Origin of the sequence: Sporosarcina siberiensis, from assembly GCF_042681925.1 — a bacterium.
GTDB classification, from domain to species: domain Bacteria; phylum Bacillota; class Bacilli; order Bacillales_A; family Planococcaceae; genus Sporosarcina; species Sporosarcina siberiensis.
This window is the reverse complement of record NZ_JBHUGI010000002.1, coordinates 94,707-118,899: the sequence shown is the minus strand read 5'-3', so window position 1 is coordinate 118,899 and position 24,193 is coordinate 94,707. Positions and strand designations below refer to the sequence as shown.

Here is a 24,193-nt window from a genome sequence, read left to right as displayed (position 1 = left end):
CATATCAGTACGTTTAAATACTTGCAAAGGACTTGCAAGTAAAAAACCGAACAAATTACCCGCAAGTTTAAATATGCCTAATTTCATAATCTCTTTTCACTGACCCATCACCCTACTATTCGCTTTACTCTCAGTCTTCCCACTCAAAAGCAAATACCCAATCACATAGAGAAACAGTGCTCCAGCCAAGAGCACAAGACTTCCTGTTTGGAAATCAATGCTCGGATTGTTCAGCAACGTGGAAACCTCACCGTTCATGATCTTCGCAATATTTAAGTACGTGAATGGTGACAAATGAGCGCTTTCTGAAAGCAACTGGCTGCTCCCAAAATATCCGGACACCACGATTAAAATTGTAGTAGCGAAGACAGCCAATTGGCTTTTGAAAAACAAGGATAAGAAAATGGATAATCCAATGATAAACAATAAAATACAAAGGAATAGGGCAATGCTTTTAAGCAAGTGATCTCCTAATGATACAAAGTGAAACCCCTTCTGGCCAAAAGATTTAATTCCCACATATGATTCCGAATCCACCAAAGCCTTACTATCGTAATGTAAGATTGGGTAGTGCCAATCTCCAAAACGATTGAAAATCGTGGCAATCAGGATAACGAAGGCAAACAGACCGACACTACTAAACAAAGCAGTCACCGTTGCCTGAATACCTTTTCCGAGATAGACTTTTTTCTCAGAAATCGGTTGCGTCTTCAAAAACTGCAGGGTAGCTCTTTTTCCTTTTTCGTTTGAAAAGCCGGCTCCTAGTATAAATAAGAACAACACTAGAGGAATGAAGTAAAAATACTGATCAAAATAAAAGGAAAGAATAAACAATCCGCTGTTGTCAACTTTGCGATTCTCTTCTTCCCATTCTTTTTTTTCTTTGTCCCGATTCCCCCAGTTATTATACATCGTCGAGATATATTCACCAGAAAAAACCGGTTGAACCTTGTGTTCAAGTAGCCACTTTTTTTCCTCAATACTAGCATCTACCGTGAATTCACTAATTGTCGGCTCCTCCCCTATAGTTCGCATATTAGGATTAAATTTTTTGGAGTCGTAGTAGTACTGATTCAAATGAAGTTGATAGTCATGGAACGGAAACCAATTTCCAACCTCGTAGCCGGTAAGGGCAGATTTATTTTTGCCTAGTGTTTCAATATAATACGATTCTATCCTTTCCCAAACCTCTACTTGATCACTATAGAATTTGCTATAAAATTCATCACTAATTTTTTCCGCGTTTTCTCTTTCATTTTGATAGGAGTCGATATTTTGCAAAGCATAGGTTATCATATTTTCATTCTCTTGAACTTTTTCTTGCAATGTAACCAAATATACTTCCTCTTTCTTCTGTGCCTGTTGAGAAATAATGAAGTATCCAAACACAACGATAAGGGCAAGAATTATGTACAATTGCTTGAGTAAACCGTTCCTCCTTATTTTTCGCCATTCAAACATCCATATATTCCATATCGGGTTGCGGTGTTTTTTTGTCTTTCCATGCTTGAAGGGATTTTTGTCTTCACTAGAGTTAAACAATCCCGTTTCTTTTTCTGGAAGTACTATAGCCGTTATAACGAGCAGACAACTCCAAAGAATTGCACCTAAAGGATACAGCCAATCCATGTTATGAGGGATTCCTGCCAATAAATGCGAAAATCGAAAGTATTGAAATGGATTCAAAGCAAACTGAAGCGGTGCGTTCATGTCTGTCGCAAAGAATCCAAGCAACACAATTAAACCAGTCAACATCAACGCACTGACAGAACTTTTCACCCATTGGCCCAAAAGTAGAATAAGGCTGAAAGTAAATACAATCGCGCAACTAAACAAGACAATGCTTCGAGCCAAATAATTGAATATTGAAATGATGGCAACAGAATCTACCGAAGTCAATATTTGTGGATATTGAAGGTTCAGTGTAGAGCCACCCAAAATGAGTGGTAGAAACAACCCAACACCAATTACCATCGCTAAATAAAGGAGGACTACGATTAGTAAACTAAAGTATTTCCCTAGAATTAATTTCCATTTAGAAATGGGCTGGGTTTTTAACGTCAACCACGTACGATTTTCCATTTCCACAGTAATTGTAGTTCCAAAAAAGAGGAGTAAAATAAATAAACCTAAGAAACCCAGCAAGAAACCGCTTACTTCTTTTAAAATTAGTGCTGGAGATATGGAAATGGCCTCATCCTCATAGGAAAGATTGTGTTCAATAAGCCAATTGTTTTTCTGGATTGCTTTTTCTTTTTCAATCCCTTGTAATGGCCAGAATTCTCCACCAACATTTTCATACGCTTCCAAACTAATTAAAAAGTCTTTTTCAACCTTTGGAATCTGGTTCCATTCTTCATTATAAATTGCACTTGTCCATTTAAAAAACGCTAATCCGATTCCATTGATGTGTTCCAATTGCTGTGGAAACGGATCGTCGAAGAAATCACCCCTTTGAAGTTCTTTCAAATTTTTATATGTGTTGTCTCCTTCTTCTTTCATAGGCTTAATTTTTTCGATTGCGCGTTCTGACTTCGTCGATTGTTGAGAAAAGTTTTGAAAAAGGATGCCGCCGATGCACAAAAATACGATTACGAAAAGCCATATCAGTTTCTTTTGTTGCCACAACTTACGCATTTCAAATCGAAAGAGATTCATTGCTTATCACCTTTTTCTCCGAAAATCTTTTGGTAACGCTCCTCCGTACCTAGAACTATTTTCTCCAAGTCCAGAAGCTTGATTTCGTGTTTTTCTAGAATTCTGAAAACCCCTCCCAAAGAAGAACCCTCCATATAAATGCGTAGCTTACTTCCCATGAGTTCAACTGGAATTGTTTCCTCTTCTAAAACACTTTGTGCTTTCACAATGTCATTCACAACCAATTCGTAGCAAATGTTTTCATGTTGAAGAATATTTTCTTTGATTAATTCCCCATTTTTTAAAAATAAAATCGTCGAAGTGACTCGGTCAATTTCTGCCAAGTTGTGAGAGGATAAAAGAATTGTTGTGCCGGATTTATGTAATTCCACTAAAAGTTCTCGTACCCGAATTGCACTAGTCGGGTCAAGTCCATTTAAAGGTTCGTCTAAAATTAATAGTTTAGGTGCATTCAAAACAGCCATTGTCAGCAAAAGATGTTGTTTCATGCCTAGCGAATAATTTCCTACTTTTTTATTCAAATAGCTCGATATCCCAATCCAGTCAGCCGTATCGGTAATTTGCTTTCTGGAAATCCCCTGCACATCTCCAATAAACTGAAGATGATCATAACCGGTTAAATACTCATAAAGTACAGAGTTGTCTTGCATGAAAGAAATATCTTTAAAGATATCAGGATTTCTATTGCTTTTACCAAGAACCGTAACGTTTCCACTATCTGCTGTTAATAGATTCGTAATGATGTTTAATAACGTGGATTTTCCGGAACCATTGGGTCCAACCAATGCTATAATTTGTGGTTTTTCGATTTCAAAGGAAATGCCTTTCAGTACTTTTTCTTTGCCATACGATTTATGTACGTCTTTTACCGATAAAATCATTTGACTTCCCCCTATGAAGAGTTTTTCAAGTAATCATATTATTCCAGCATATCATATTAAATCGCAGTAATTTAAAATAAGAAAATCCATCAGTAATTAATTATCTCAATTGCCGCAATCATGTGTTTGCATAAGTAAAGTAATATACATACTCTTTATTTCAACCTATAGTATTGGCAATAAAGAATTTTCTCCCAGACCTGTCCAATGAATATAACGTATTTTCCCTCCAAATCCTCGCCATACAATTGCAGTTTAACGATTTAATTATCAAAAATCAGACTCAATTTCACAATCTTAAACTAGAAAAAGCGCGATTAGATATCTAACCTATCTAATCGCACTCGGTGTTTTTTTATTTTCATCTCATTTTGTGCCCACGCAACCTTATTTTCATAATTAAGGTAATTAGCGCGGAAGGGAATTTAAAAGGTGTCATTTATCTCTTACTTATTCATAGGACATTACCCAAACAACCGATCCACAGCCCCTGTCACAGTCAAGTTCCCCTGAAGCAATGCCTTCTCCAGTTCCGCGACTTGTTCTTTCTTACCAGGTTTTGCAAAGAAGGTGTCTATGAGCCGGTCGTTGATCATCGAACGGAACCAGTCTTTTGTTTGGGATTGTCTACGCATTTCCCAATGGCCACCGCTGTCCATTAGTTCTTTAAAGGATAAAACGGTTTTCCAAACATCTTCTAAACCCGTTTTCTCTATCGAAGATACGGGTTGTGAAGTTGCCGTCCAGCCTGGTGATGCGGGTTGCAGAAAATGGAGAAGTTGGCGATATTCTCGTACTGTTTTTTTAGCATTTCTGAGATTATCCCCGTCCGCTTTATGTACAATGATTCCATCCGCTAATTCCATAATTCCTTTTTTCATCCCTTGCAGTTCATCTCCAGCACCTGTTAGCACAAGCAACATAAAGAAATCAACCATACCACGGACAACGGTTTCACTTTGCCCTACTCCTACCGTTTCTATTAATAGGATATCAAAGCCCGCTGCCTCGCATAACAGCATCGTTTCGCGCGATTTCTTATGAACACCACCAAGAGTTCCGGCAGTTGGAGACGGTCTTATAAAAGCATTTGGATGCCTTGCGAGTTCTTCCATTCTCGTTTTATCGCCAAGAATACTCCCACCAGTTATGGATGAACTTGGGTCGATTGCAAGGACAGCTACTTTATGTCCTGCATCACAAAGCATTAACCCAAACTCTTCAATAAAAGTACTTTTACCAGCACCTGGAACACCTGTTATGCCAATTCGTATACTGTTGCCTGAAAGCGGCAGCAAATTCAGTAATAACTTTTGCCCTGCTTCTTTATCCGCCGCCGTAATACTTTCCAGTAGTGTAATTCCCTTTGCAAGATGTAGACGAGACTTTTCTTTGATTTTTTCTGTTAACAGTTCTACTGGAATCGTACGGTCCTTCTTTACAAAACGTTTACGCGAAGAAGACGCCATTCCATCATGTGATGATGAAATCCCCCCCATGACACTCAGTCCACTATCAGCAGGTAAATGGTCTTTTTTATCCATTAGTCTCCCACTTCCTCGTACCCAAGTCTGCGGTATATTTCCTCGATTACTTTTTGCGCGGCAACTGGAATGACGGTTCCGGGTCCAAAAATTGCAGCCGCGCCGTTTTCACGTAAAAATGCATAATCCTGTGCTGGAATAACGCCACCAACAACGATTAGAATATCTTCCCTGCCAATCTTTTTAAGTTCTGCAAGCAACTCCGGAACGAGCGTTCTGTGTCCCGCAGCAAGTGAACTTGCACCGATTACATGCACATCGTTTTCCGCGGCTTGTAAAGCTGTTTCTTCCGGTGTTTGGAATAGTGGTCCAATGTCCACATCAAAACCAAGATCTGCGAAAGATGAGGCAATAACTTTGGCACCGCGGTCATGTCCGTCTTGACCCATTTTCGCTATCAAAATCCGTGGACGTCGACCTTCATTTTCCAAAAAGTCTTCGGACATTTGTTTCACTGCATCTATTTCTTCTGAATTGGAGAAGTTTGAACTGTATACACCACTCACGGAACGAATCACCGCCTTATGTCTACCGGATACCAATTCAATTGCATCCGAAATTTCACCAATTGTTGCACGTGCTCTTGCTGCGTCAATCGCGGATGCAAGAAGATTTCCTTCACCAGTACGGGCAACTTCTGTCAATGCTTCAAGCGTACGAGTAACTTCGGATTGATCACGGGTTTCTTTCATTTGATTGATTTGGTCAATTTGCTGTTTTCTCACAAATGTATTGTCAATATTCAAAATATCGATTGGTTCTTCAATGTCCAAGCGATATTTGTTCATTCCAATAATGGATTCTGCACGAGAGTCAATCTGAGCTTGTCGTTTTGCAGCGGCCTCTTCAATTTTCATCTTCGGAAGACCTGTTTCAATCGCTTTGGCCATTCCGCCAAGTTCTTCAATTTCATCGATTAATTCCCAAGCCTTTTCCATTAGTTCATCCGTTAGTTTTTCAACATAATACGAACCGCCCCATGGATCGGCAACTTTTGTCATCATCGTCTCTTCTTGTAAAAACAACTGCGTGTTTCGTGCAATACGAGCGGAGAAATCCGTGGGTAATGCAATAGCTTCGTCAAGTGCGTTCGTGTGAAGAGATTGTGTATGCCCCATTGCAGCAGCATTTGCTTCAATTAAAGTTCGTGTCACATTATTGAATGGATCTTGTTCAGTTAGACTCCAACCGGATGTTTGTGAATGTGTTCGAAGAGTGAGTGACTTTGTGTTCTTCGGATCAAACGTCGTCATCATCTGTGCCCACATTTTACGAGCCGCACGCATTTTTGCGATTTCCATGAAATAGTTTTTGCCAATTGCCCAGAAAAATGACAGTCTCGGTGCAAATGAATCAATGTCAATTCCCGCTTTTAATCCCGTACGTACATATTCAAGTCCATCTGCTAACGTATATGCAAGTTCTATATCAGCGGTCGCACCCGCTTCTTGCATATGATAGCCGGATATTGAAATCGAATTAAATTTCGGCATTTTAGTAGATGTGTACTCAAATATATCCGCAATGATTTTCATCGACATTTCCGGTGGGAAAATATATGTATTTCGCACCATGTACTCTTTTAAAATATCGTTTTGAATGGTTCCTGCTAATTTTTCGGGAGTTACACCTTGTTCTTCAGCAGCAACAATATAAAAGGCCATGATTGGAAGAACTGCTCCATTCATCGTCATCGAAACGGACATTTGGTCCAGTGGTATGCCGTCAAAAAGAATTTTCATATCATTGACTGAGTCTATTGCGACACCCGCTTTTCCAACATCACCTGTAACACGTGGATGATCCGAATCGTATCCACGATGTGTGGCTAAATCGAATGCGACAGATAGACCTTTTTGACCCATTGCTAGGTTTCTACGATAAAACGCATTGCTTTCCTCGGCAGTTGAAAAACCTGAATATTGACGAACTGTCCACGGTCTTGAGACATACATTGTTGGATACGGGCCCCTAGTGTTTGGTGCAATTCCCGGAAAGTCATTTAAATGAGAAACGTTTTCCAAGTCTTTTTTATCGTAAACAGATTGAATTTCAATTCCTTCATTTGTTAGGAAAGGTTCGCTTACATGAGAGGAATTGTCGGATTGTATTCCACTCAAAGCGTTTATGTCTACCTTCGTAAAATCCGGCTTCATCATTTCTCTTCAGCACCTTTCCATTTTTCATTGATTTCTAAAAACTTTTCAACACGGTTTTGTCCACTGAAAATAAATCCAGACAACCCTTTTTCAATCCAATCTTTCGAGCGCTTCTCATCGAATTTACCTGCTACATCTATAGCGATTTCACTCGGCATACCTAATAATAGTTCATCCATTGCCTCATCTATAAATTCTGGAGATGCACAAACGATTGCATAATCAGGCTTTTCAGTAGCTAACCAATTAAGCGCGTCTTGTACATTTTGAAATGCAGGACTTTCTATCGTCCAAATTCCACCAGTCGCTAAAAAACCGCTCGCAAAATCAGCACGTATTTTATAGTCTTTTAATTCTCCAAAAGTTAATAAAGTAGTTTTAGGTTGAGAAGTTGAAAATAGTACTCTACTCTTTTCAAATTGTTCAGCAAAACGTCCCTCTATGTGTAAATCCTTTACGTCGGGCAATAGTGTTTCATCCAAGTTTGCATAGACATTCGTTCCAATAAGAGACTTTTTCCCTTTCGCAACTTCATCTTGGCGAACCACTGTCAATTCTTCCAACCTTTTTTCAAGTGGACCGGCAACATATTTTAAATACCCGCCGGAGGCATCAATTTCTAAGAATAACTTCCACGCTTTTTCAACAAGTTCCGCAGTGAGTGTTTCGATATAATAAGAGCCAGCTGACGGATCGATTACTTTTCCAGTATGGGTCTCTTCTTTTAATACGATTTGTATATTTCTTGCCAAACGCCTAGAAGCAGTAGTCGTTCCCGTCAATACGTCATGTGGATGTACTGTAACGACGTCCGCTCCGCCGAGTACCGCTGAAAAGGTTTCGTTACCTGCACGGAGTAAATTTACGTACGAATCCAATTTTGAATACGAACGCAAAGATGTTTCTGCATGGACCAAAACCGGGATTTGTTTTTCCACATTATATGCGGAACTGAAAGAATGCCAAAGAACCCGAAAGGCTCTAATTTTAGCGATTTCCAGGAAGAAATTTGTATCGATTGCAAAGCGCACATAAAAATCTTTTGCAAACTCATCGAACGACTTATAACTACTAGCATTTTCCGCAGCTTGTGCAAGCGTTAGAGCAAGCTCTGTTACAGCGTCCGCACCTTTATGATGAACAGTCCACGAATCTGCACATACGGCACGAACGTTTACATAGCCTTTAGGTTTACTCCAATTCAATGCGGAAACTGCACCTTGAACTGCTGCCCTTAAATCAGTTGGAACTAAGTTGAATACTTCTAAAATTGCATCGTCAGCAGAGATGTTTTTGATGAAAACGGGATATTTAGGGAGCAGCAAAGCAATTTCTGCAAGCGTATCTTGTTCCCAGTTCAGCGCTACTGAACCGTCATAAACAATTGCTCCATTGCCTTTATCAATGGAGTTTTTAAGTTCCACTAAAAACGCTTTCCCATCTTCAGCATACTGCTGCTGTGCTATAATCCAACCCGTTTCAATTTTGGAATTGCGTATTGCTGAGATAGACTGCGCAAGTACACCATCTGCTTGCTTCAAAAGATCCGCTTCAGTGTAAAGTGGCTGAAGGTCTATTCCTTCAATTGTTTTTGTAATTAATTGGTCAAACGGTTGCCCTTTTAGAGATGCTAAAGCGACTTCTTTCCACGTTTCATAATCGGTATCTTGGAATGTTATCGTTTTCATTTTATGTATGGTCAAGATTTCGCATCCTTTCACTAATACTTATTTTATATTCATTTTACATCAGTACACGGTTTTTTGTAAGTTGAAAAAGCCTGGAACCGATGTATCAAGGTCCAGGCTAAGTGTTTTTAGTAAATTGAAGTTGTTTCAGGCGATACGTTTTCAAGAATTTCTTTTACGCGTGCCAAGAAACGTCCACAAACAAGGCCGTCCAGAACACGATGGTCAAGAGATAAACAAAGATTAACCATGTCTCGTGCACCAATCATGCCATTAATGATTACTGGGCGTTTGACGATGGACTCAATCTGAAGAATAGCAGCTTGTGGATGATTGATAATCCCCATCGACTGAACAGAACCAAATGATCCTGTATTGTTCACAGTGAATGTACCGCCTTGCATTTCATCCGATTTAAGCTTTCCAGTACGAACTTTACCAGCAAGGTCTTGAATATCTCTTCCAATTCCTTTTATCGTTTTCTCATCTGCATTCTTAATTACAGGAACATAAAGGGAATCTTCAGTTGCAACAGCAATTGAAATGTTAATGTCCTTTTTCTGAATGATTTTATCGCCAGCCCACATCGAATTCATCATTGGAAACTCTTTTAATGCTTGCGAAACGGCTTTGACGAAAAATGCGAAATACGTTAAATTAAAACCTTCATTTTGTTTGAACTCATTTTTCAATGAATCACGGTAATTCACAAGATTTGTTACATCGACTTCAATCATCATCCAAGCATGAGGTGCTTCGTGTTTCGATTTAAGCATGTTGCTCGCTATCGCACGACGAATTCCTGTAACCGGAATTTCGATGTCACCAGCCATAACTGGAATTGAAGCTTGTGGCTGAACTTGTGATTGAGTTTTAGCAGGAGCTGCCTGAGGTGCCGTTTCTGGAACCGCGACTTCAGCAGGTTCTGCTTGTGGAATGTTTCCACTTTCAATAATTGCTTGTAAATCTTTACGAGTAATGCGTCCTTCATGACCAGATCCTTCAACGAGCGACAAATCGATATTATTTTCTTGTGATAGTCGAAGAACTGCTGGAGAGTAACGACCTGCTGCTGCTCCTTTTTCACGTTTCGGTGCGGAAGCGGGTTTTACCGATTCTTCTGCCGGCATTTCTTTAGCGGGTTCTGCTTTTGTAGAAGCAGCCTCAACTTTTTCGGGAGATGATGCTTCTCCTTCTGTTTCAATTACACAAACAATTGCACCAACATCAAGGGTTTCCCCTTCTTTAGCAACGAGCTCTTTAATTATTCCTGCAAATGAAGAAGGTATTTCTGCTGTAACTTTATCTGTATTTACTTCAGCTAGCGAATCGTATTTTTCTACCTTATCGCCAACTTGTACAATCCATTTCTCGATTGTACCTTCAGTGACACTTTCTCCAAGTTGCGGCATTAATATATTTTCAATCGCCAATAAACTTACCTCCGTCTCCAAAATCAATTTCATTTCAGCCGATTACAACTTGCTGAGTGAAATTAGTATTCAGCTAATTCTCGAGCAGCTTTCTCAACTTTGTCTGGATTCATCATGAAAAACTTCTCCATTGTAGGTGCATATGGCATTGACGGAACATCAGGTCCCGCAATTCTTTTAATCGGTGCATCAAGATCAAATAAGCAGTTTTCTGCAATGATTGCCGCTACTTCACCCATGATGCTCCCTTCCATATTGTCTTCTGTTACAAGAAGAACTTTCCCTGTTTTTGATGCAGCTTCGATAATAGCTTCTTTATCAAGTGGATAAACAGTTCGAAGATCAAGTATATGTGTAGAAACACCGTCTTCTTCTAAACGTTCAGCAGCTTGGAGTGCAAAATGGACACAGAGTCCGTAAGTGATAATCGTAATATCATCACCCTCACGTTTTACATCGGCTTTACCGATCTCCAAAACGTAATCATCCGTAGGAACTTCTCCTTTAATCAAACGATACGCACGCTTATGCTCAAAAAACAGCACTGGATCATTATCACGTATCGCAGCTTTTAAAAGACCTTTAGCATCATAAGGTGTTGACGGTATGACAATTTTAAGACCAGGAGTACTTGCAAACATCGCTTCAACAGACTGTGAATGATAAAGTGCCCCGTGGACTCCTCCTCCGAATGGTGCACGAATCACGATTGGACAACTCCAATCATTATTTGAGCGATAACGAATTTTAGCTGCTTCAGATACGATTTGATTGACCGCCGGCATTATGAAATCAGCAAACTGCATTTCTGCTATTGGTCTGAGACCATACATAGCTGCACCAATACCAACACCCGCAATTGCCGACTCAGCAAGGGGTGCATCAATAACACGAGCTTCACCGAATTGGTCGTAAAGACCTTGTGTAGCTTTAAACACGCCGCCTTTAAGCCCAACATCTTCTCCGATAACAAACACGTTATCGTCGCGCTCCATTTCTTCTTTCATCGCAAGCGTGATTGAATCAATAAAAGACATTACTGCCATTATTCGTTCCCCCCTTGTTCAGCATACACATGTAAAAGTGCTGTCTCTGCATCTGCATACGGAGCTTTTTCAGCATAATCTGTCGCTTCGTTTACTTCTTTCATAATGCGATCTTCAATATCTTGCAATATTTCATCGTTTAATACACCGACTTCTTTTAAGTACGCGGCGAAAGTTACGTTCGGATCAAGCTTCTTCTCATTTTCAAGCTCTTCAGCGGATCTATATTGTCGATGATCGTCATCTGAAGAATGCGAAGTCAGTCGATAACAAATTGTTTCAACAAGACTTGGACCTTCCCCTCGTCTTGCGCGATCTGCCGCCTCTTTAACAACACGGTACACTTCTAGCGGATCTGTTCCATCAACAGTCACTCCAGGCATGCCATAACCTATAGCTCGATCGGAAACATTTTCACATGCCATCTGTTTTGCAATTGGAACAGAAATTGCATATTTATTATTTTCAACCATAATTACTGTAGGAAGTTTGTGAACACTTGCAAAGTTCATTCCTTCATGGAAATCTCCTTGATTGGATGAACCTTCACCTAGTGTTACAAATGTAATAAAATCTTCTTTCTTCATTTTCGCGGCAAGTGCAACACCAACTGCGTGAGGCAATTGCGTAGTTACGGGTGAAGAACCCGTAAGAATACGGTTTTTTCTCTGACCAAAATGTCCCGGCATTTGTCGTCCACCGGAATTGGGATCCTCAGCTTTTGCAAATGCAGAAAGCATAAGATCTCTTGTTGTCATACCGAAATGTAAAACAACCGCCATATCACGGTAATACGGAGCAATCCAGTCCTTATCTTTATCTAAAGCATACGCAGCTCCAGCTTGTGCTGCTTCTTGACCTTGACACGAAATTACGAACGGTATTTTCCCGGCGCGGTTAAGCAACCACATGCGCTCATCTATTCGACGTGCTCGGACCATTGTTTCAAAAATTGCTAATACGTCTTCATTTGTTAATCCAAGTTCTTCATGACGATTTTTTGCCATTCTCATACTCCCCCTTAAAAAGTTGCGAGTTGTTTACATATGGATTGCGATACCATCTACGGCTAATGCTGCTTCACCAATCACTTCTGAAAGAGAAGGATGTGGATGAATCGTACTTGCCACTTCCCACGGCGTTGCATCGAGTACCATCGCAAGACCTGCTTCTGAAATTAGATCCGTAACGTGTGAACCAATCATATGGACACCTAATATATCATTCGTATCTTTATCTGCAATGATTTTTACAAACCCATCTGAATTGCCGTTTACGAGCGCTTTACCAATTGCCATGAAAGGAAATTTCCCAACTTTTACAGAGTGACCTTGCTCTTTTGCTTGGGATTCTGTAAGTCCCACGCTAGAAGCTTCTGGACTTGAATAAATACAACGTGAAATTTTTGTATAATCGATTTTTTCATTTTTCAATCCAGCGATATGTTCAACAGCTGCTATTCCTTCATGTGAAGCGACATGTGCAAGTTGTAAACCGCCAATAACATCACCAATTGCATAAATATGATGTTCTTTAGTTTGATAAGTAGGCTTTGTTTTGATAAACCCATTTACTACTTCTATTTCGGTGTTCTCGATGCCAATTCCTTCTACATTCGCTTGACGTCCTATGGACACAAGCATTTTTTCTGCTGTAAACTCTTTCATCTCACCATTAATATCAGCTGAAATTGTTAAAGAGTCGTCATTTTGAATAAATGTTTCTGGAAGAACTTTCGCTCCTGTGACAAATGTTATACCTTTTTTCGAAAGAAGTTTTTTCATTTCTTTAGAAATATCTTCGTCCTCAGTTGGAATAATTCTTTCCGCATATTCAACCACAGTCACATCTACACCAAAGTCATTTAACATAGATGCCCACTCAATTCCAATCACACCTCCACCGACAATAAGCATCGACTTTGGCAGCGTTTTCATAGATAGTGCCCCGTCAGATGATAGTACATTCACTTCGTCAATCGTTAACCCAGGCAATGATTTCGGTCTGGAACCGGTTGCCACGATTAGTTGTTTTAAAATGAGCATTTCATTTTCGTCACCATTAGTCATTTCAACAGAAATCGTTCCTGGCATTGGAGAGAAAATAGACGGTCCAAGCATTCTACCAAGACCTTCAAATACATCAATCTTACCTTTCTTCATCAATGAAGTGACTCCTTGATGAAGCTGTGAGACAATCTTTTCCTTACGTGCCTGTACGCGTCCAAAATCAAGAACCACGTCACTCGTATTTACGCCGAAACTTTCTGCATGGTTTTTTGTAAGATCATATACCTCTGCACTTTTTAATAATGCTTTACTAGGAATACATCCTTTATGCAGACATGTACCACCTAATAGTTCTTTTTCAACAAGCGCTGTTTTCAAACCAAGCTGAGCCGCACGAATTGCAGCAACATAACCGCCTGTTCCTCCACCTAAGATTACAACATCATATTCTCTTCCCATTTATATGATCTCCTTCGTGACTATTCGTTAAAACGGATAGTTTTTAGCACACTCTTCACCAGTCAAGACACGAATGGCACCTTCCGCAAGGGCTTGCAATTCGTCTTCCCCGGGATAGACAATAATATCTGAAATCCAATCGACTTTAGATGAAATATATTCGATGAATTCTTCACCATACGCAAGTCCACCTGTTAGAATTATTGCATCTACTTTCCCACTGAGTACAGAAGCTGCACTTCCAATCTCTTTGGCAATTTGGTAAGCCATAGCTTTATAAATGAGTTCAGCTTCCTCATCACCATTTGCAATTCGTTTTTCAACAAGAACCGCGTCGTTCGTTCCTAGATAGCCAACGAGTCCGCCTTGTCCAACAAGTTGTTTCATCACTTCTTTTCGGTAATACTCACCAGAAAAACAGAGTTCTACTAAATCTCCACTTGGAACAGTACCAGCCCGCTCAGGACTGAATGGGCCATCTCCGTGAAGTCCATTATTAACATCAATGACTCTTCCGTTTCTATGCGCTCCTACCGTTATACCGCCGCCCATATGTGTAACAATAAGATTAAGTTCTTCGTATTTCACATTAATTTGCTTTGCGTAACGTCGAGCAACAGCTTTTTGATTGAGTGCATGAAATATTGACTTTCTGTTAATGAGCGACATACCTGAAATTCGAGCTAGCGGTTCAAGTTCATCAACAACTACAGGATCCACTATATAAGCGGGTATATTTAAACTAGTAGCGATTTCATTGGCAAGTATCCCACCCAAATTAGACGCGTGTTGACCTGAAAACCCGATTTTCAAATCCTCAAGCATTTGGTCATTGACAATATAAGTCCCTCCTGCAATTGGTCGTAATAATCCACCACGTCCACATACAGCATCTAGTTTAGATATACTCATTCCTTCTCTTTCAAGCGCTTCGAGAATTACGTTTTTTCTATATCCATATTGCTCAATAACAGAAGAATAACGTGCGATTTCATCGGATGAATGACGGATTGTATGTTCCATCAAAAGCCTATCACTATCAAAGACACCTATTTTAGTAGAAGTTGAACCAGGATTTATAGTAAGTACCCGGAATGTGTCTATGCCCACTTGAACTCACCTTCCATTACGATTAAGCTCACAAAATCATTGATCCTACCTTTTAAAGATAGGACCAAGAAAACTTAATTCGTGTCATTCTAACTATTATCTACCTGATATTATGCTTTTCTCATTTTGTAGGAACTGGCCACGCGACTTAGCAACTCGAGCAATTCGCTCTTCAGCAAGACGATCTGCTGCTAAATACGTAGGGATTTTATCTCTCTTGGAAATCGCGAAAATTTGTTCAATCGTTCCGTAAATTCCCTCTACACGTTTTAGTGCACGTTCGCGATTGTATCCAGCTAATTCGTCTGCTACGTTGATGACACCACCAGAATTTATAACATAGTCAGGTGCATAAACAATACCCATTTCATGGATTAAGTCGCCGTGGACTGTATCTTGCAATTGATTGTTTGCTGATCCTGCGATTACTTTTGCTTTGAATTGTGGAATTGTCGTATCGTTGATAATTGCACCTAAAGCACAAGGGGCAAAAATATCTGCATCTTGTGAATATATTTCATTAATATCTACGGCTTTTGCACCAAACTCTTCAACAGCACGCTGAACCGCTTCTTTGTTTATATCCGTAACAATGAGCTTTGCACCTTCTTCGTGCAAATGTCTACAAAGTGTATATGCTACGTTTCCAACACCTTGAACTGCTACTGTTTTACCTTCAAGTGAATCACTTCCAAAAGCTTCTTTGGCTGCGGCCTTCATCCCAATATAAATGCCGTATGCAGTTACTGGAGATGGGTTACCCGATGAACCAAATTCAGCAGATACACCCGTTACGTAATCGGTCTCTGAATGAATTAAATCCATATCTTCTTCAGTAGTGCCCACATCTTCTGCAGTAATATATCGACCATTCAATCCTTGAATATATCGACCGAATGCACGGAACAACTCTGGGTTCTTATCTGTTCTTGGATCTCCGATAATTACTGCTTTTCCACCACCAAGATTCAATCCTGCCGCTGCGTTTTTATAAGTCATCCCTCGTGCTAGACGAAGAGCGTCTTCAATAGCTTCGCTTTCACTCGCATATGTCCACATACGGGTACCCCCAAGTGCTGGTCCCAATGTTGTATCGTGAATTGCAATAATCGCTTTGAGTCCAGATGTTTGATCTTGACAGAAAACAAGTTGCTCGTAGTCATAAGTCTCCATATATTTGAAAATTTCCATTTAAAATCTTCCTCCTAATGTATGTACACTTTTTATTTTTTTATTTACTTGAAAGGATTGCAAGTGCAAGTGAATAGACCTTACTTTCGGCACTGTCTGCTCTAGATGTAAGAACAATTGGAGCCCTTGCACCTTGAATGATTCCACCAACTTTTGCATTTGCAAAATAGACAAGTGATTTGTATAAAATATTTCCTGCTTCGATGTTTGGTACAACAAGGATATCTGCTTTTCCAGCCGTTTCGCCTACAATACCTTTATGTAACGCCGCTTTTGGAGATATCGCATTGTCGAGAGCAAGTGGTCCATCTATTATACAACCTGCTATTTGTCCGCGTCGATTCATAACGACAAGTGATGCTGCATCGGTTGTGTGAATCATTGCAGGGTTCACAGTTTCAATTGCTGCGAGTGGTGCAACAATTGGTTCTAAAACACCACATGAATGAGCTGCAGCAACTGCGTTTCGAATAATTTGTGCTTTTGTTATTAAATCGGGTGAGATATTCATTGCTGCATCCGTTATGAAAAGCAGTCGATCATACCCCGATACTTCAAATGCTGCTACATGTGATAGAATATTACCTGTTCGCAAACCATATTCTTTGTTTAATACTTCTTTAAGGATAATTGATGTTGAAATATTCCCCTTCATAAGGACATCAGCTTTCCCTTTAGATACAGCTCGAACAGCGTTAGATGCTGCATCTGTAGTACTGCTTACATGTTGAATACTTACTTTTGGGTTATCTTTTAAAAGTGGAAACTGCTCTTCAATTAATACTTTAAGTTTGTGTTCATCATCAAATAGTAGAAAGGAAGCAAGATTTTTTTGAATTGCATAAACAACCGCTTCAAGTACATCCATATCTGCTGCAGATGCAACAGCTACAACAGTACTTTTATGGGAAGCCGCTTTCACTATAAGGGAATCAAGGGTCATCATCAATACATCCCTCCTTTTAATTGTGATTAAACAAGATTAAATTTCTCGAGTTTATAGTACAGTGAGCGTAGGGAAATTCCTAGTCTATTTGCGGTTAGTGACTTATTTCCATCATTTTCACGAAGGGCAGTTTCAAGAATTGTCTTTTCGTATTCATCCATTATTGAAGTTAGTGTACTTTTTTCATGGAGAAATGGATTTTCCTCACGTTGATTGCTTGATGTTAATGATTTCGTGACGTCCAAAAGTTCAAGCTGAACTTTTCCGGAATCCATGTAAATCATCGCACGACTCAATACACTTTCAAGTTCACGAATATTACCAGGCCAATTGTATTGCTGTAACCATTTTTGCGCTTCTTCTGTTATCTCTTCTACATTCATCCCAAATTGCTGATTGAGCTTAACGAGAAGATGATCAATAATTAATGGAATATCTGCCTTTCGAGAACGAAGTGGCGGAATTTGAATTGAAATTCGATTTAAAGCATAATACAATTCTTCGTCGAATTTACCTTCATGTAGAGCTTTTTCAAGATTTTTCGATGATGCTACTATAACTCGAACAGAGAGCTTAGTGGGTCGTTCACTTCCAGTGCTGTAAATTATTCCTTCTTGTATATAACGCAGTAATTTTCTTTGAACGGATAACGATAATTCATTCACTTCGTCAAGGAATAAAGTGCCGTTTTCAGCTTCTTTAAAAAGGCTTTGTTTCATATTTGCATTTTGAGAATCCCCATCAGTTTGACCAAATAATTCTGTTTCCAACGAAACAGGGTGGATTGTTGCACAGTTTAACCTAATGAATTTGTTGAATTTCCTGTCACTTCCGCTATGAATTGCATGTGCAAACAATTCTTTGCCGGTACCCGTTTCCCCTCTTAGTAAAACAGGTAAATTAGAAGTAGCGGCAAGTTTGGCTTGCTCAATCGAGATTTTTATTTCTGAAGATTGCCCGAAAATATCATCGAATGTATAGGTGGATTCTAACTTCCGAATAATCGTTCGAGCTCGATCAAGTTCTTTCATTAAACTTCTCATTTCGGTAATGTCGTGAATAACACCTACACTACCACGTAATTTACGGTCAACAATGATTGGGGCGACATTAACAATAACTTCACGGTTATTCTCACCTATCCTCATGTGGACTCCTCTAACTGGCTTACGCGTTTGCAATACTTTCATATGAATACTTTCACCTTCATTAATATCGGCAGTGGCGGGATGCCCAATTACTACATCTTCCGAGAACCCAGTTATACGTGTATATGCAGGGTTTACCATTATTCCGTAACCGTTTTCATCTACTACAGAGATGGCATCATCGCTTGAGTGAATGATAGCTTCAAGCATTGTTTTCACTTTTCTTAAATCTGTTATTTCCTCTGCCAACGCAACAACTTCAGTAATGTCTTTAAATACAGCAAATGCCCCAATTTTCTTCCCAGTGTGATCTGATAACGGATAACGTGAAGTAACAATCTTTATGCCATTACCTAGGATCAATTCTCTATTTAATTCGGATCTTCCAGAATCAAATACTCTTGGTAGTTTAGACAATGGTATAATTTCTGAGACAATTTTCCCGATAGCTTCTTCAATTGGGACCCCTGTCATCTTAGATGCACTTCTATTAAAGAAGTCAACGAGTCCGTTCTCACCAATTCCAATCATTCCTTCGTCAATTGAATCAAAAATCAATCGCTGTTTATGCATTTCCTCACGAATTCGCTTTATATATGATTCATTTTCTTGCAGTAAGCGAACAAGAAGATTTGCAACAGACCCTGGAATTAGGACAGTATGAGCAGGTTTTACATTCGTTATTTCAGTAAACACACTTTCGTTACCAGTAACGTCAAAAATGATATGTAATTCAGATGTAAGCTTAACCTTCCAATCAGGTCCATACTGAATTCCAAGTTCTTTGGCACGAAGTATTCCCGGTGCATGATCATCTGTATCTACAATTGCAGTAACATTCATAAACTCTAAGTTTTGGAATAGGTCCAGTAACAATAATCCACCTGAGCCCGCGCCGACAATAAGAACGTTTTGCAAGGATATTCAATCCCCTCTTTTACGACGTGCAATCTTTTGCAATTATATTTTCATCATACACGATTGCAGTCTTCTTGACAATAATTCTTCAGAGAGTAAAATTAAACAGTGTAAACAATAGGATACTTTGTTTTACTTATTAGTATGATTTAGACACCGTTTAACTGTTTGTAAGATTAAAGGAGTTGTTTTCTGTGGCACGTTTAGTGGCATTTATCATATTACTAATCCCAGGTGTAATGGCTGCGGGTGGAATAAAAATCATGAGAGACTCTTTATTTGGTCTATCTGTCTTTACTCCAGACCAACAAGAGGAATTGATATCCGCCACACCTTTATTACCAATATGGCTGCAATTCATGATTGGTCTTGTGATGTTTCTGGTAGGTTTAGGATTTTTCGCAGGATTTCTTTTACGACGAGATCGTAGAAAAGGACGAGTACAAGAAAGATTTGTTCAAAAGAAACGACCATGACACTTTACCGTCATGATCGTTTCTTTTTTATTATTAAATTTTCAGGATAATCTGTTATCCATCCATCGATAAATGCCGGCGGATCTATAACATATTTTTCGTTTCCCATTACACCATATATACGTATCATTTTTTGGGTTAAGCGAAGTTTAGTTACATACGGTTCAGTGAACAACCTTTTGGACAAATGAAAACTATCAGCACTCGTATATAGTTCAAGATTATCCCAATCCACACCCTTTTTTCGAACAAGAAAGGCTGTTTCAATTTCTGGGTTTACTTCTTTTACTTTTTCAAGTAAATGATAATGAAATGAAGAGATATGTACATTTTTTAATCCTGATATAATAGATATAATTTCTTCTAGGAATGCGGGTCGTTCCGAAACAGTTTCTTTTAATTCGACATTTAAACCCATTTCCTTCACTTCACAAAATGATGCAACCTCATATAATGACGGGATTCTGTGGCCACATACAATACGTAGATATTTGCGGCCAATGCGTATTTTTTTAATTTCTGCGTACGTCATAGATGATACTTGTTTGTGAACCCCAGCCACTCTTGTAAGGTCCAAATCATGAATGACTACTGGTACACCATCTTCTGTTAATTGAACGTCCAGTTCAATCCCATGAGCACCCTGAGAGAACGCTTCCATAAACGCACTCATTGTATTTTCGAAATAACGACCTGATGCTCCTCGATGTGCAAATACAGAAGGCTTATACATTTAATACACCATCAACCATTTTAAATACACCTTTAGTTTGAGTGTGCAACACAGCCGAGCTTTTACCAATTTGAATGATTGTACCTGGATGTGCTTCTAGCGTTACTTCAATTTTTGCAGCAACAGCACTTTTAATTTCATTTAGCAAGATTTGGATTTCTTTGTCGAGTATTAACATTTGTTCCCTATTTGCATCTACAGTTGCATGCATTTTCACATAAGCTTCTTTCTGATCTGCAGATAAATCACCCTGTATCTCTTCGTAGCTCGCTAGAGGACCTTCTAATTTTCCAATAAATTGTTGTCGTTCTTTTAAATCTTGAGCCATTACTTGAATTTCTTTATAAAGTGCGTCTTTATCGATTCCTTGAGCATGTAATATAGTTGTACGTTCATGATTGTTTCCTACAATTGCTGTTTCAATACTATATAATGCTTCTATTTTGCCACCAATTATTTTACCTTTGTATTTATCTACAAAAACATGATCCGCTATTATTTCTGAGCCAAATAAATAAAGACCTACATGAACTTCTTTTGCATATATTTTACAATTATTGGCATGTTTTATAAAAATCGCACCTTGTGCTTCAACAATCATCGTACCTCCGCCAAAGACACCCCCCTTTACAAAAACATCTCCTTCAGAAGATTGGATAAGTTTCGCATTTGTTACCCCTTCATTACCTTCTATCGAAATATCACCTGTCGCAGTTACCGTATACCCCGCAAGCACAGTACCAATAATTGTAATCGCTCCATCAAAATTAATAGCTCCAGTTTCAGGTCCTACGTCACCATTAATTTTCAAATGTTTACCGACACTTACAATCCCATCTTGATATTCAAGGGCCCCACCATGTGCCGCTCGAATAATAACTTTATCAGCTTCCTTATCTTCAATAATGGATTTACGATCATAACGTATAATATCATCATTTCCCCGGGTAGCCTTGACAACATTTCCAAAGACATCCATTCCATCAATTCCTTCTTGTGGGAGTAATTTCTCCCCCAACCAGTCCCCCTCATTAATCGGGAAAACAAAGTTCATTTCATAGAGATTTGCTGATCCATCTTCTCGAATAACAGGCTTTCGTTCCGGTGGATCAATGTATGTAATTATTGCGTTTGCACCTTTTTCCGGTTCAATACCCACAGCTGCAATGATTGGAACACCACTAGATATCTTTTTAGTGGTCCAGTCTACTTTGCCGAAAATGACACCTGCCTTGTGTAGTACTCTATCTGCTTCAAGTAAAATTGTATTAAAATCTTCATTTAGTTCTTTTGTTGTAGCATGAATAATGATTTGAACTTCCATATTATTCTTTGATATTTCAATGTCAATAAGAGGTAACCAACTTCCAATTACATTTTCTTCACCTAACGCATTAAGTGCTGACCGTAGACTTTGGAAGGAATTAATTTTTAAACGGGGAAAGTCCCGTGTTATTGTGTCAAACGATTTTAGTGGAAATCCATTTTTTTTTGTAACGAGTAAAACTTCTTTATCTTTAACATAAAGTTTGAAGAATTCATTTTCTGTTAACACAAATTGCTCACCTCTCCTTTACTTATTCATTATAAACTATTTAAATTAATATAGTAGAATATTTTGAATGCAAAAAAAAGATAAGCCAACTTAGAAGAAATAGTACCTTCTTTTGCCAGCTTACATTACTCAGTTATATACACAATTCAACTTGCCATATGTTCAAGTCGGATTTTATCAGCAATCATTGCAATGAATTCTGAATTTGTCGGTTTACTTTTAAGGTGATGAACAGTATACCCAAACATCTTTGAAATAACTTCATAATTCCCTCGATTCCATGCTACTTCAATTGCATGTCGAATGGCCCGTTCTACTCTCGAGGCTGTTGTATTATATTTTGTTGCAATATCAGGATATAATATTTTTGTCACCGAACCTAATAATTCAACATCTGAGTAAACCATTTGTATTGCTTCTCGTAAAAATGCATAACCTTTAATATGTGCGGGAACGCCAATTTCCTTAATAATAGACGTTATTGTCATATCAAGTACTTTTTGACTTACGGTACCTTGAGTTTGGCCTCCACCTGGTTGTGAAACTGGTATTGTAGCCTTTCGCGTACCTGCAACTTGGAATATTTGGTTGGCAAGCTGTTCAAATTCAAATGGTTTCAGCATAAAGTAAGAAGCACCTAAACTTGCTGCATGCGTCATCACATCTTCTTGTCCAAAGGCAGTGAGCATAATGATATGCAAATTTGCATGTTCCGACTTTTCTTTAAGAGTTTCCAGTACCGCTATGCCGTCAAGATGAGGCATAATAATATCGAGTAATAAGACATCGGGAGTTTGTTCTTCAAGCATGCTTAAACAAACCTTCCCATTATGTGCTGTCCATATGATTTCTATTTCTGGATGCTTCTCAAAATAAGTTACCATTGTTTTCACAAGTTCTTTATTATCATCCGCAATCGCAATCTTCAACATTTCCATACTCATTCCCCCTTAATATCTTGTAGCAATTATATTTACAACCCGTAATCGTCAGAAGATCGCGGTAATGTCTTTGTTAATAGAAAATTTTCGACATTCTATGTGAAATCCCTTTATTTTTAATAAAAATGAATCTTTTGACGTATGGTTTCATCAATATTCGACGAAATTTTTAAAAATCCAGCTTTCTCCAAAAAAAGAACCAGCCCAATTTTTGGGCTGGAACATTCCTTTTATTGTTCGCCGGTTCGCATTGTCGAAAGAAAAAGTGCTGCACCTTTTTCCGGCTCATCGACGAACATATGTGTCACAGCTCCTGCAAACTTCCCATTTTGAATAACCGGGCTTCCGCTCATTCCTTGTAAAATTCCACCAGTTGTTTCAAGAAGTTTTGTATCGGTAAGCGTAAAATGGAACTGATCTTTTTCAACATTGGTAATTTGAATTGAAAAAGATTCAACTTCCGTTCCTTTGACAGTCGTATAAATTTCAGCTTCCCCTTCTTTAACGGTTGACGGTTGCATAATCTCGAGTGGTTCAGCCAACACTTGTTTATAGGCTTTGTTCCAAGTTCCAAAAATGCCATAAACACCGTTTTTCTTTATCGACCCAAGAATGTGTTCATCTTTAACGATTGATGAAATTTTATAACCAGGATTACCGGGCATACTTTTTCTAATTTGTCCGATTTTAGAAAGATAAATTGAACCATCCGTAAAAGAAGGTGGTGAATTAAATGCACTGTCTATAATTTGGTGCCCTAGAGCTCCGTATGTTCCTTTTTCAGGATCCACATACGTTAAGGTTCCCGTCCCTTCCGTTCTGTCTTTTAGGAATGGAAGAAGACGTTTCACGGCCTCGCTACTTGACTGAATTTGAACAATTTCTACATCCCTCAAAATTTGCATTGATATTTTTTGCAAATTATGAGTATTGGATACCGACTTTTCAAAACCTTCCAACTTCTGGATTGAGACATTGTCCACTTTTTCAATCAAATCGCCTGCTTTCAACCAAACGTCTTTCTCAAGCATGACATCATTTGTTACAAACACGCCTGATAAATCCATTTTAATGCCAATTGAATGTCCCATTGGAATGAGAAGTTTTTCGTTTGCTAAGACAAACCCAGCATTAATCGGTAATAACAGCAAGACTAAAGATAATGAAAAAAGCAACTTCAGTTGTCTACTCCATCCCATATTTCACCTCCCCGTGGAAAGATACTATTGGTATGTCCGTTCTGGGGAATGTTATGAAAGGGTAAATAAAGCAAAAAATAAAGCAAAAAATGCGTATAC

The 24,193-nt window shown here is 38.8% G+C and carries 18 protein-coding genes; 1 reads left to right on the top strand and 17 read right to left on the bottom strand.

Features of this window, described 5'->3' with window-relative positions:
- Nucleotides 1-96 precede the first annotated feature (96 nt).
- The 13 genes from ACFSFY_RS00860 to ACFSFY_RS00800 all read right to left on the bottom strand — a co-directional run bounded on the left by ACFSFY_RS00860 (nucleotide 97) and on the right by ACFSFY_RS00800 (nucleotide 19,190).
- Nucleotides 97-2,658 carry an ABC transporter permease gene (locus ACFSFY_RS00860; protein ID WP_381535274.1) on the bottom strand — a complete coding sequence of 854 codons (2,562 nt, stop codon included), beginning with the start codon at nucleotides 2,656-2,658 and terminating at the stop codon, nucleotides 97-99.
- Nucleotides 2,655-3,539 carry an ABC transporter ATP-binding protein gene (locus tag ACFSFY_RS00855; protein WP_381535273.1) on the bottom strand — a complete coding sequence of 295 codons (885 nt, stop codon included), beginning with the start codon at nucleotides 3,537-3,539 and terminating at the stop codon, nucleotides 2,655-2,657. Before ACFSFY_RS00855 ends, ACFSFY_RS00860 begins: the two co-directional genes overlap by 4 nt.
- A 464-nt stretch (nucleotides 3,540-4,003) precedes the next feature.
- Complete coding sequence (meaB, locus tag ACFSFY_RS00850) at nucleotides 4,004-5,083, bottom strand: methylmalonyl Co-A mutase-associated GTPase MeaB (RefSeq protein WP_381535272.1); 1,080 nt, start codon at nucleotides 5,081-5,083, stop codon at nucleotides 4,004-4,006.
- A complete protein-coding gene (scpA, locus tag ACFSFY_RS00845; RefSeq protein WP_381535271.1) occupies nucleotides 5,083-7,242 on the bottom strand; it encodes a methylmalonyl-CoA mutase in 2,160 nt (719 codons plus the stop codon). The genes meaB and scpA overlap by 1 nt, the downstream gene beginning before the upstream one ends.
- A complete protein-coding gene (locus ACFSFY_RS00840; protein ID WP_381535270.1) occupies nucleotides 7,239-8,945 on the bottom strand; it encodes a methylmalonyl-CoA mutase family protein in 1,707 nt (568 codons plus the stop codon). The genes scpA and ACFSFY_RS00840 overlap by 4 nt, the downstream gene beginning before the upstream one ends.
- A 113-nt stretch (nucleotides 8,946-9,058) precedes the next feature.
- Complete coding sequence (locus ACFSFY_RS00835; protein WP_381535269.1) at nucleotides 9,059-10,363, bottom strand: dihydrolipoamide acetyltransferase family protein; 1,305 nt, start codon at nucleotides 10,361-10,363, stop codon at nucleotides 9,059-9,061.
- A 62-nt stretch (nucleotides 10,364-10,425) separates the two neighbouring features.
- Nucleotides 10,426-11,409, bottom strand: coding sequence for an alpha-ketoacid dehydrogenase subunit beta (locus ACFSFY_RS00830; protein WP_381535268.1), 984 nt, complete (start codon nucleotides 11,407-11,409; stop codon nucleotides 10,426-10,428).
- The gene (locus ACFSFY_RS00825) at nucleotides 11,409-12,416 is read right to left on the bottom strand and encodes a thiamine pyrophosphate-dependent dehydrogenase E1 component subunit alpha (RefSeq protein ID WP_381535267.1); all 1,008 of its coding nucleotides are present in this window, start codon (nucleotides 12,414-12,416) and stop codon (nucleotides 11,409-11,411) included. Before ACFSFY_RS00825 ends, ACFSFY_RS00830 begins: the two co-directional genes overlap by 1 nt.
- A 33-nt stretch (nucleotides 12,417-12,449) precedes the next feature.
- On the bottom strand, nucleotides 12,450-13,877 hold the full coding sequence (gene lpdA / locus ACFSFY_RS00820; protein ID WP_381535266.1) for a dihydrolipoyl dehydrogenase: 1,428 nt from the start codon (nucleotides 13,875-13,877) through the stop codon (nucleotides 12,450-12,452).
- A gap of 27 nt (nucleotides 13,878-13,904) precedes the next feature.
- Complete coding sequence (buk, locus tag ACFSFY_RS00815) at nucleotides 13,905-14,987, bottom strand: butyrate kinase (RefSeq protein WP_381535265.1); 1,083 nt, start codon at nucleotides 14,985-14,987, stop codon at nucleotides 13,905-13,907.
- Between the two features lie 96 nt (nucleotides 14,988-15,083).
- Entirely contained in the window at nucleotides 15,084-16,178 is a 1,095-nt protein-coding gene (bcd, locus tag ACFSFY_RS00810) for a branched-chain amino acid dehydrogenase (protein WP_381535264.1), read from the bottom strand.
- Between the two features lie 40 nt (nucleotides 16,179-16,218).
- Nucleotides 16,219-17,121 carry a phosphate butyryltransferase gene (gene yqiS / locus ACFSFY_RS00805; RefSeq protein WP_381535343.1) on the bottom strand — a complete coding sequence of 301 codons (903 nt, stop codon included), beginning with the start codon at nucleotides 17,119-17,121 and terminating at the stop codon, nucleotides 16,219-16,221.
- Nucleotides 17,122-17,150: 29 nt separating this feature from the next.
- Nucleotides 17,151-19,190, bottom strand: coding sequence for a sigma 54-interacting transcriptional regulator (locus ACFSFY_RS00800; RefSeq protein ID WP_381535263.1), 2,040 nt, complete (start codon nucleotides 19,188-19,190; stop codon nucleotides 17,151-17,153).
- A 194-nt stretch (nucleotides 19,191-19,384) separates the two neighbouring features.
- Between ACFSFY_RS00800 and ACFSFY_RS00795 the strand changes: the two genes are divergently transcribed.
- Entirely contained in the window at nucleotides 19,385-19,666 is a 282-nt protein-coding gene (locus ACFSFY_RS00795; protein ID WP_381535262.1) for a DUF2627 domain-containing protein, read from the top strand.
- Between the two features lie 10 nt (nucleotides 19,667-19,676).
- Here the strand turns inward: ACFSFY_RS00795 and ACFSFY_RS00790 are convergent, their stop codons facing one another.
- The 4 genes from ACFSFY_RS00790 to ACFSFY_RS00775 form a co-directional block, all read right to left on the bottom strand.
- Nucleotides 19,677-20,399 carry a glycerophosphodiester phosphodiesterase gene (locus ACFSFY_RS00790; protein ID WP_381535261.1) on the bottom strand — a complete coding sequence of 241 codons (723 nt, stop codon included), beginning with the start codon at nucleotides 20,397-20,399 and terminating at the stop codon, nucleotides 19,677-19,679.
- Nucleotides 20,392-21,954 (bottom strand): DUF342 domain-containing protein, encoded by a 1,563-nt coding sequence (locus tag ACFSFY_RS00785; RefSeq protein WP_381535260.1) that lies wholly within the window; start codon nucleotides 21,952-21,954, stop codon nucleotides 20,392-20,394. Before ACFSFY_RS00785 ends, ACFSFY_RS00790 begins: the two co-directional genes overlap by 8 nt.
- Before the next feature lie 146 nt (nucleotides 21,955-22,100).
- Entirely contained in the window at nucleotides 22,101-22,892 is a 792-nt protein-coding gene (spo0A, locus tag ACFSFY_RS00780; protein WP_381535259.1) for a sporulation transcription factor Spo0A, read from the bottom strand.
- Between the two features lie 233 nt (nucleotides 22,893-23,125).
- Complete coding sequence (locus tag ACFSFY_RS00775; protein ID WP_381535258.1) at nucleotides 23,126-24,094, bottom strand: SpoIVB peptidase S55 domain-containing protein; 969 nt, start codon at nucleotides 24,092-24,094, stop codon at nucleotides 23,126-23,128.
- Between the last annotated feature and the right edge of the window lie 99 nt (nucleotides 24,095-24,193).